Origin of the sequence: Caloramator quimbayensis, assembly GCF_900167605.1 — a bacterium.
GTDB classification, from domain to species: domain Bacteria; phylum Bacillota; class Clostridia; order Clostridiales; family Caloramatoraceae; genus Caloramator_B; species Caloramator_B quimbayensis.
Map to the genome: position 1 here is coordinate 24880 of NZ_FUYH01000026.1, position 8138 is coordinate 33017.

Consider the following 8138-nt stretch of genomic DNA (forward strand, 5'->3'; position numbering starts at 1 on the left):
TAATATTAAGCAGAAACATTTTCACACTATCCTTGATTTATAAACATACCCTCCTCAAAATCATAAAGTCCTCTGTCAGTTATTTTGAGTTTTGGAATAACAGGAAGCGCCATAAAGGCCAAAGTCAAAAATATATCCATATCCTTATATTTCATGTATCTTTTTACACAGTCATATAATCTTTTAAGCTTTTCAACCACAAATTCACTGTTTTCATAGGTCATAAGCCCTGCAACAGGAAGACTTATTTCTTCAAGCACCTTTCCTTCTGATACTACTACTATACCTCCTCCTATATCTATCAGTCGGTTTACTGCCAAAGTCATATCAGAATCATTATCTCCAACTACAATTATATTGTGAGAATCATGGGATATTGTCTGTGCGATTGAACAATTTTTAAGAGAAAGACCTTCTATAAAACCTATGGAATATTTTTTAGTTTTTTTATGTCTTTCAAACACCCCGATTTTCAGCACATCATCCCCTGAAACACCTTTTATATATCCATTATCTAATATAACTTTTCTTTTTACTTTTTCCGTTATTAAAGAGCCCTTTACTGCCTTAATAACCTCAGTATATTCTTTACTGCATCTGACATTGAATTTATCCTTTGATATATAATCAATATTCATAGAGGATTTGTACTCTATTGAATTGTTATTTTCAATATCAAAATTAAGCTTGCCCTTTCTTATTACTCTGTTTATCTTTATTTCATTTAAATCATCAAGTATTACAATATCTGCATCATAACCTGCTGCAACAGCTCCCTTGTTTTTAAGATTGTAACACTTTGCAGCATTCAAGGTTGCTATTGTAATAGCTGTAATAGGGTTAATATTATGCTTTATTGCCTTTTTAATGTTATAATCTATTGAACCTTCATTAACAATATCTATTATGCTTTTATCATCGGTGCAGAATAGGAATCTTGTAAAATTCTTATCATTTACTGCAGCTATTATATCATCTAAATTTTTTGCTGCAGAACCTTCCCTTATCATAACGTACATTCCTTTTCTTACCTTTTCTATAGCCTCACCTGCATTAGAGCATTCATGGTCCGTTACTACGCCTGATAATATATATGCATTAAGAGTTTTTTCCTCTGCCATAGGGCAGTGGCCGTCTATTACTTTATCTTTAAATATATTAATCTTTCTTATCATATCTTCTTTACAATTTATAACTGAAGGAACATCCATTACCTCACCAAGGCCTAAAACTTTTGGGTTGTCCTTAAAAATCTTAATATCTTCTGAAGTTAGCACTGCTCCGCTGTCTTCAAAATCTGTTGCAGGAACGCAGGATGGAATCATGAAAAATATATCTATGACTGCATCCTTTGAATTTTCTATCATGAAATTAATGCCATCTATTCCAAGAACATTTGCTATTTCGTGGGGATCAGCAATGCAGGTTGTAACTCCCCTTTTTAAAAGCTCAGCTGCAAATACCTTTGGTATTACCTTTGAGGATTCAATATGCACATGGGAGTCTATAAAACCTGGAGATATGTACTTCCCTTCACAGTCTATTTCATAATTTCCTTCATATTTTCCAAGTCCAATTATTTTACCATCATCTATTGCAACGTCAGCCTTAAATATATCCTGATTAAACACATCAATAACAAAAGCATTCTTAAGTACAATTTCTGCTTTTTCCTTTGATAGAGATTTATCTATATTTTTTTTAGTTATATTCATTATTTTCACCTGCCTTTATATTTTTTAAAAATTCAGCATGTGGATAAGCCACATGCTGAATTAAGTTTTACATAAATATCATCTTTAATATAAACAAAAATGCAAGTATATACATAGTACCTGATATCTTTTCTTTCTTTCCTCCAAGAAGGTTAAATACAACATAAGCAACAACGCCGAACATAAGACCATTTGCTATGCTGTATGTTAAAGGCATAAGTATTATTGCAAGGAATGCAGGGATTGCTTCTGTATAGTCAAAGAAATCTATTTTTACAACGTTTTGAAGCATGAAAAGTCCAACTATTATAAGAGCTGGCGCTGTAGCACAGCCTGGAATTGCCATAAATATAGGCGCAAAAACTATTGAAAGCAGGAATAAAACTCCTGTTGTAACTGCTGTAAGTCCTGTTCTTCCTCCTTCAACAACTCCGGCTGAACTTTCAACATAGGTTGTAACTGTTGAAACACCTACTAATGAGCCAAGAGTTGTACCAATAGCGTCTGTTAAGAGAGCTTTATTTGCTCTTAAAACCTTTCCATCTTTATCAAACATATTAGCCTTAGATGCAACTCCAACAAGGGTTCCAACTGTATCAAAAAAGTCAACAAAGAGGAATGTAATCATTATTGAAAGGAAGTTTAAAAGGGCTTTGCTGTCATTAAAGAAAGAAAAATCAAGTTTACCTGCAATAGGTCCTATTCCATAAACTGAAAAGGCTGCTGAAGGAAGATATATTCCATAAAGCTTTGCTGCGTTTTCAGGACCTATAACTACAGCATAAAGCCAAGCAAGTACGGAACATGTTATTATTCCCCAAAGTATAGCACCTTTAACATTCTTATGAACGAGAACTCCTATTATTATAACACCTATTATACAGATTATAACTCTTGGATCAGTCATTTTTCCAAGGGTTACAAGAGTAGCTTCGTTAAGTACTATCATTTTTGCATCTTCAAAGCCTATAAATGCTATAAAAAGCCCTATTCCTGCGCTTACAGCAAGCTTTAAGGAATTAGGTATTGCATTTACAACAGCTTCTCTAACCTTAGTTAGGGATAAAATTATAAATATTATACCTTCAAGAAATACTGCAGTGAGAGCTACCTGCCATGAAACCTTCATAGCACCACAAACAGTAAAGGCAAAGAATGCATTAAGTCCCATACCTGATGCAAGAGCAAAGGGGAGATTAGCATAAAGGCCCATTATTATTGTCGTAACACCTGCTGCAATACATGTTGCTGTAACTAAGGCACCCTTGTCCATACCTGTTGTAGATAAAAATGACGGGTTTACAGCTATGATGTAGGCCATTGTGAGGAAAGTTGTAAGTCCTGCTATTACTTCTGTCTTTACCGAGGTGTTGTTTTCCTGTAGCTTAAAGTATTTGTCAAAAAATCCCCTGTTGTCTAAATTAGCTTTCATAGGTTGAGTTTTGGTACTCAAAAAAACCACCCCTTTATATATTTTAATATTTTAATAAGCATTATTTATGCCAACTCCTAACTACATCAATTCAAATTTGAATTTTTTAAATATTTTTAATTATTTATAGAAAAATTCTATTAAGTATAATTTTACCTTATTTTCATTTCTTTTCAATCATTTTTTAAGCTTTTATGACTATTATATTTTTTATCATTTTAATTAATAATCAATTATTATTTTGATAATTTTTATCATTATTATAAATTTACTATATACATATTTCCCCCTTTGAATTCTATTAGTTGAGGTAGTTGAGGGACGGTTACTTATTAATAATATTTTTATGTTAGTTTTGGGTTGTTTGGCGGTTAATAAAATCATTTATGTATTATTGATTTGCTTTCAAGTTTTGGGCTTTTGGGGACGGTTAGTGTGAAAATGTTGCTTTACAAATAAGGAAAAAAGTTCAAGATGAGGGACGGTTACTTATTTCATACACAATATCTGCTAAATTAGGGGGACATGCATAAAATATTATGTCTATTATTTAATATAATAATTAACCGTCCCTCCTGTTACCTCCTGTTACCTTTGACAAACCACAAAATTTTTCATTCCGTCGTTGTGGCTATTTTTTACTCATGCACTGTTACTTATTTGTATAAATATATTAATTTTTTTATTACCCCTGATTTTATATACAATTTATTTAAAATAAGCTGCATTAAAACATCTTTAAAATTTATATACGCCCTACCCTATTCCCCTATTAATTAATCTTTCTCCTTCGCTATGCAATTTACAATATTAAGTAACTGTCCCTCATTTAGTTAAGCTTGGCATGATATTTGCAGATTAATGTTTTGACTAAAAAAATGGTAGGTGATATTGTGAGTAAAGTTAAAAATCTAAAGTGCGTAAAATGCGGCAGTGTGTATCATGAAAAGGACGATTTATATGTATGTCCTAAATGCGGCATTGAAGGAATACTCGATGTTGTTCTTGACTATGATTACATAGAAAAAAATATAAGTAAAAAATATCTAAAAGAAAATAATGATTATTCTATGTGGAGATATCTTCCTTCAATACCTATTGAGGATACTTCCGGTATTCAACCCATTAAGGTAGGATGGACTCCTCTTTATAAGGCTGAAAGGTTAAGTAAAAATTTAAAACTTCCTACTATATATATAAAGGACGATACAAGAAATCCAACAGCTTCATTAAAGGATAGGGCAAGCGCTGTAGGTGTTGCAAAGGCAATTGAACTTGGAAAAAAAGTTATGTGTGCTGCATCAACCGGTAATGCTGCATCTTCTCTTTCAGGTTTTGCCGCCTGTGCGGGAATTGAAAACTATATTTTTGTTCCTGAAACTGCACCTGAAGCTAAAATAACTCAGCTTTTAATATATGGCTCAAAGGTCTTTTTAGTTAAAGGAACTTATGATGAAGCTGTAGACTTATGCTTTGAAGCTGCTGAAAAATTCGGATGGTATAACAGAAGCTGTGCAATAAATCCCTATCTTGTGGAGGGTAAAAAAACTGTTGCATATGAAATTTGCGAGCAGTTAAACTTCAATGTCCCCGATATAGTAGTTATGGCAGTTGGAGATGGATGTTCAATCGCTGGTGCCTATAAAGGTTTCTATGAATGCTTCAGGCTTGGACTTACGGATAAAATTCCAAAGATGGTTGGTGTACAAGCTGAGGGTTCAAACCCAGTTACAAGGGCTGTTGAATCCGGCAAACCGGTGTTCGACTATAAAAAACCTAAAACAATTGCTGATAGCATTTCTGTTGGAATACCGCGAAATGGAATAAAAGCTTTTAATGCTATTAAGGAATCTAACGGGTTTATGATAGATGTATCTGATGATGAGATACTCGATGCCATGAGAATTCTTGCAAGAAATACTGGGGTTTTTGGAGAACCTGCTGGAGTAACAAGCTTTGCAGGAATACTTAAAATGAAGAGGCTTGGAATTCTTGATGATTATGAAAGTATAGCTACTATTGTATCTGGAAGCGGTCTTAAAGACATAAAGAGTGCTTCCCTTGCATGTCCAAAGGGAATTAGCGTAAAACCAGATATAAATGAACTTTATAATATAATTCAAAATTTAAAGGAGGAATAATTATGACTGATAAGATACCTTTTGGTCCAAACTATGAAGAAATGCTAAATCCAAATTTAATAGAGCCTGATGTTAGAGAGAAGGCTTTAAAAGCTTTAACAGAAAATGAGCTGGATCCTATTAATCTTTTTAATATTACTTGGAAGAATAAGGACAATAAAGTTAATGCTTTCGTATTTCCAAAAGAACTTACAGGAGTTGATGCAAACATAGTTGTTCTTCTTGGAAAATACTTCCCGTCTGGCTCGCATAAGGTTGGTCCTGCCTACAGCACTTTAATCGAAGGATGCGTTGATAAGGAAATAAACCCTGGTGAACATACTATACTTGGTCCTTCAACTGGAAATTTTGGAATTGGAGTATCCTATATATGTAACCTTATGGGATATGATGCAAAAGTTATTATGCCCAATAATATGAGCAAGGAAAGATATGAGAGGATTAGAAAATACGGTGCTGATCTTATTTTAACACCAGGAACTGAATCCGATGTAATACTAACCCTTCAAAAAACCCATGAGCTTATGAAAAATCCAAAATATAAAGCTCTTGCACAGTTTGAGCTTTTCCCAAACTACAGGTTCCACAGATATGTTACAGGAAATTCAGCAATAGAGGCTGTTAAAAACATTGGTAATGGAAGAATAGCATGTTTTACATCTGCACCTGGTTCAGCTGGGACAATAGCAGCAGGTGATGAGATAAAGAAGGCATTCCCTGAAGCAAAAGTTGCAGCATTAGAGCCCTATGAATGTTCAACTTTATCAACTGGAGGACGTGGACAGCACAGGATTGAAGGAATTGGTGACAAGATGTGTACCCTGATTCATAACGTTTTAACAACTGACTTTATTGTAAACATATATGATGAACAGACAGTTCAGGGAGTTAAGGTAATACACGATGGAACTGAAGTTTTAGTTAAAATGGGAATGGATAGAAATACTGCAGAGTTCATGAAAGATACCTTTGGTCCATCGGGAATATGTAACGTAATTGGTGCAATTAAGATGGCTAAATATTTAAGACTTGGTCCTGATGATAACGTCGTTACCGTTGCAACCGATGGATTTGATAGATATAATTCAGTAATAGATGATTTAAACAGAAGATACCTTGAAACAGAAAATTTCGTACTTGAAAGATGGGCAAAGGATATATTTCTTGGAGCAGATGAGGAATTAATATTCGATGTAAGAAGAAAAGAAGCAAAAGAAAAGCTGTTTGCACAGAAGGAAAAAGATTGGCTGCCCTTTGGATACACAAAGGAATATCTCGACTCAATGAAGAGCATGGAATTCTGGGAAGAGCAATATTCAAAAATAGAATATTATAATAAAAAAATAAAGGAATTGAGATAAAGCTCTTAATACTTTAATTAGCATAAAATCAGCAAATTATTAACAGACTTATATTAATAATAAACGTTTAAATTTTAAATATCAAAAATCCTATAATACTGTTAAAACCAATTAAAGATTTAAAAACTATACTTATTTATAAAGATAATAAAACTTAAACTTCGCACATTAATTTAACGCTATGAATCTTGAAAATTCAATAATTTTAGGCAATAAACAAGCATGAATCCGCCGTTTTTGGTATAATTGAATTAGCACATACAACTACTAAAAACGGAGGTTCATGCTATGAAAAGTATAACACAAAACTACGTCGATGATAAGAACGTAAATTCTTCAATAATAAATTTTTTTAAAATCTACAAGGTGACATCTATTTTAAAAAGCTCAAATGCATACAAACAGAAAGGTATACCAGTTGCAGCCTTGTTTCAATATCTTTTTACCCTGATTTTTCTAAATCGAAGCATGTACATGAGCATACTTACCGGAAAACATACTGTGGAATTTGCAAAAAATACCATTTACAGATTTTTAAATTCTATTTCTATCAATTGGATGCGTTTCACTTCCTTACTTTCTGCCAAGATTGTCTCAACAACAATTGAAAAACTCACAAATGACGATAGAGTGAATGTATTGATTATTGATGATACTATGTTTGAGCGCAACAGCTCTAAGAAGGTGGAACTGCTGTCTAAGATATATGATCATGCTAAGAAATCATATAAATATGGCTTCCGCCTTTTGACTCTCGGTTGGTCTGACGGAAATACGTTCCTTCCCGTCAACAGTTGTCTCTTATCATCAGAGAATGTGAAAAACAGAGTCGTAGATTCGAAATCTCTTGATAAAAGAACTGCTGGTTATTCCAGAAGATGCTTGGCCCAAACAAAAGCAACTTCTGTCATGCTTGAACTGACAGATCAGGCAAAGTCAGCGGGCTTACCAGCATCATATGTTCTGTTTGATACTTGGTTTTGCTTTCCGGCGTCAATCATCCAAATCAATAGGTCTTGAGGGACGGTTACTTATTTTCACTACCAACATTACAATTACATGAATAAAACCACCTCTAATTTGGGAAAATAATACTAAAAATATAATCTATGTTGGAGGTGGTTTGTCATGCCAAGGCTGGCAAGGCAAAAATCTTATGACTCAATTTTCCATGTTATGGTTAAAAGCATCGTTGAAGCTCCTCTTTTTAAAGATGATGATGATAAAGTAAAGTTTATGGATTTCGTTAAAAAAGCTCAGAACCAGTTCGAGTTTAAGGTGTATTCATACTGTCTTATGGATAATCACGCCCATTTTATTATAGATGCAAACGGTGCAGACATATCAAAGATTATGCACTTTATCAATTATAAGTACGCTATGTACTATAACAAAAGGCATGAAAGAATAGGTCACCTTTTCCATGATAGATTTAAAAGTCTTATTGTTGACAGTGACAGGTATCTTTTTGCTTTAACTGCCTATGTTC

Annotated in this window: 6 protein-coding genes; 4 read left to right on the forward strand and 2 right to left on the reverse strand. The window is 33.4% G+C overall.

Annotation, left to right across the window (positions count from 1 at the left end; all coding sequences use genetic code 11):
• Nucleotides 1-26: 26 nt before the first annotated feature.
• Nucleotides 27-1715: an adenine deaminase gene (gene ade / locus B5D15_RS12735; protein ID WP_078697497.1), complete on the reverse strand. Its 1689-nt coding sequence runs from the start codon at nucleotides 1713-1715 to the stop codon at nucleotides 27-29.
• Between the two features lie 67 nt (nucleotides 1716-1782).
• Nucleotides 1783-3147: an NCS2 family permease gene (locus B5D15_RS12740; protein WP_078697498.1), complete on the reverse strand. Its 1365-nt coding sequence runs from the start codon at nucleotides 3145-3147 to the stop codon at nucleotides 1783-1785.
• 893 nt (nucleotides 3148-4040) lie between these two features.
• Between B5D15_RS12740 and thrC the strand changes: the two genes are divergently transcribed.
• The 4 genes from thrC to B5D15_RS12760 form a co-directional block, all read left to right on the forward strand.
• A complete protein-coding gene (thrC, locus tag B5D15_RS12745; protein ID WP_207651471.1) occupies nucleotides 4041-5288 on the forward strand; it encodes a threonine synthase in 1248 nt (415 codons plus the stop codon).
• Nucleotides 5289-5290: 2 nt separating this feature from the next.
• The gene (locus B5D15_RS12750) at nucleotides 5291-6649 is read left to right on the forward strand and encodes a PLP-dependent cysteine synthase family protein (RefSeq protein WP_078697499.1); all 1359 of its coding nucleotides are present in this window, start codon (nucleotides 5291-5293) and stop codon (nucleotides 6647-6649) included.
• Nucleotides 6650-6937: 288 nt separating this feature from the next.
• Nucleotides 6938-7669: an IS4 family transposase gene (locus tag B5D15_RS12755; RefSeq protein WP_078697500.1), complete on the forward strand. Its 732-nt coding sequence runs from the start codon at nucleotides 6938-6940 to the stop codon at nucleotides 7667-7669.
• 108 nt (nucleotides 7670-7777) lie between these two features.
• Nucleotides 7778-8138 (forward strand): transposase (locus tag B5D15_RS12760; RefSeq protein ID WP_179122306.1); only part of this gene is annotated, 361 nt, incomplete at its 3' end.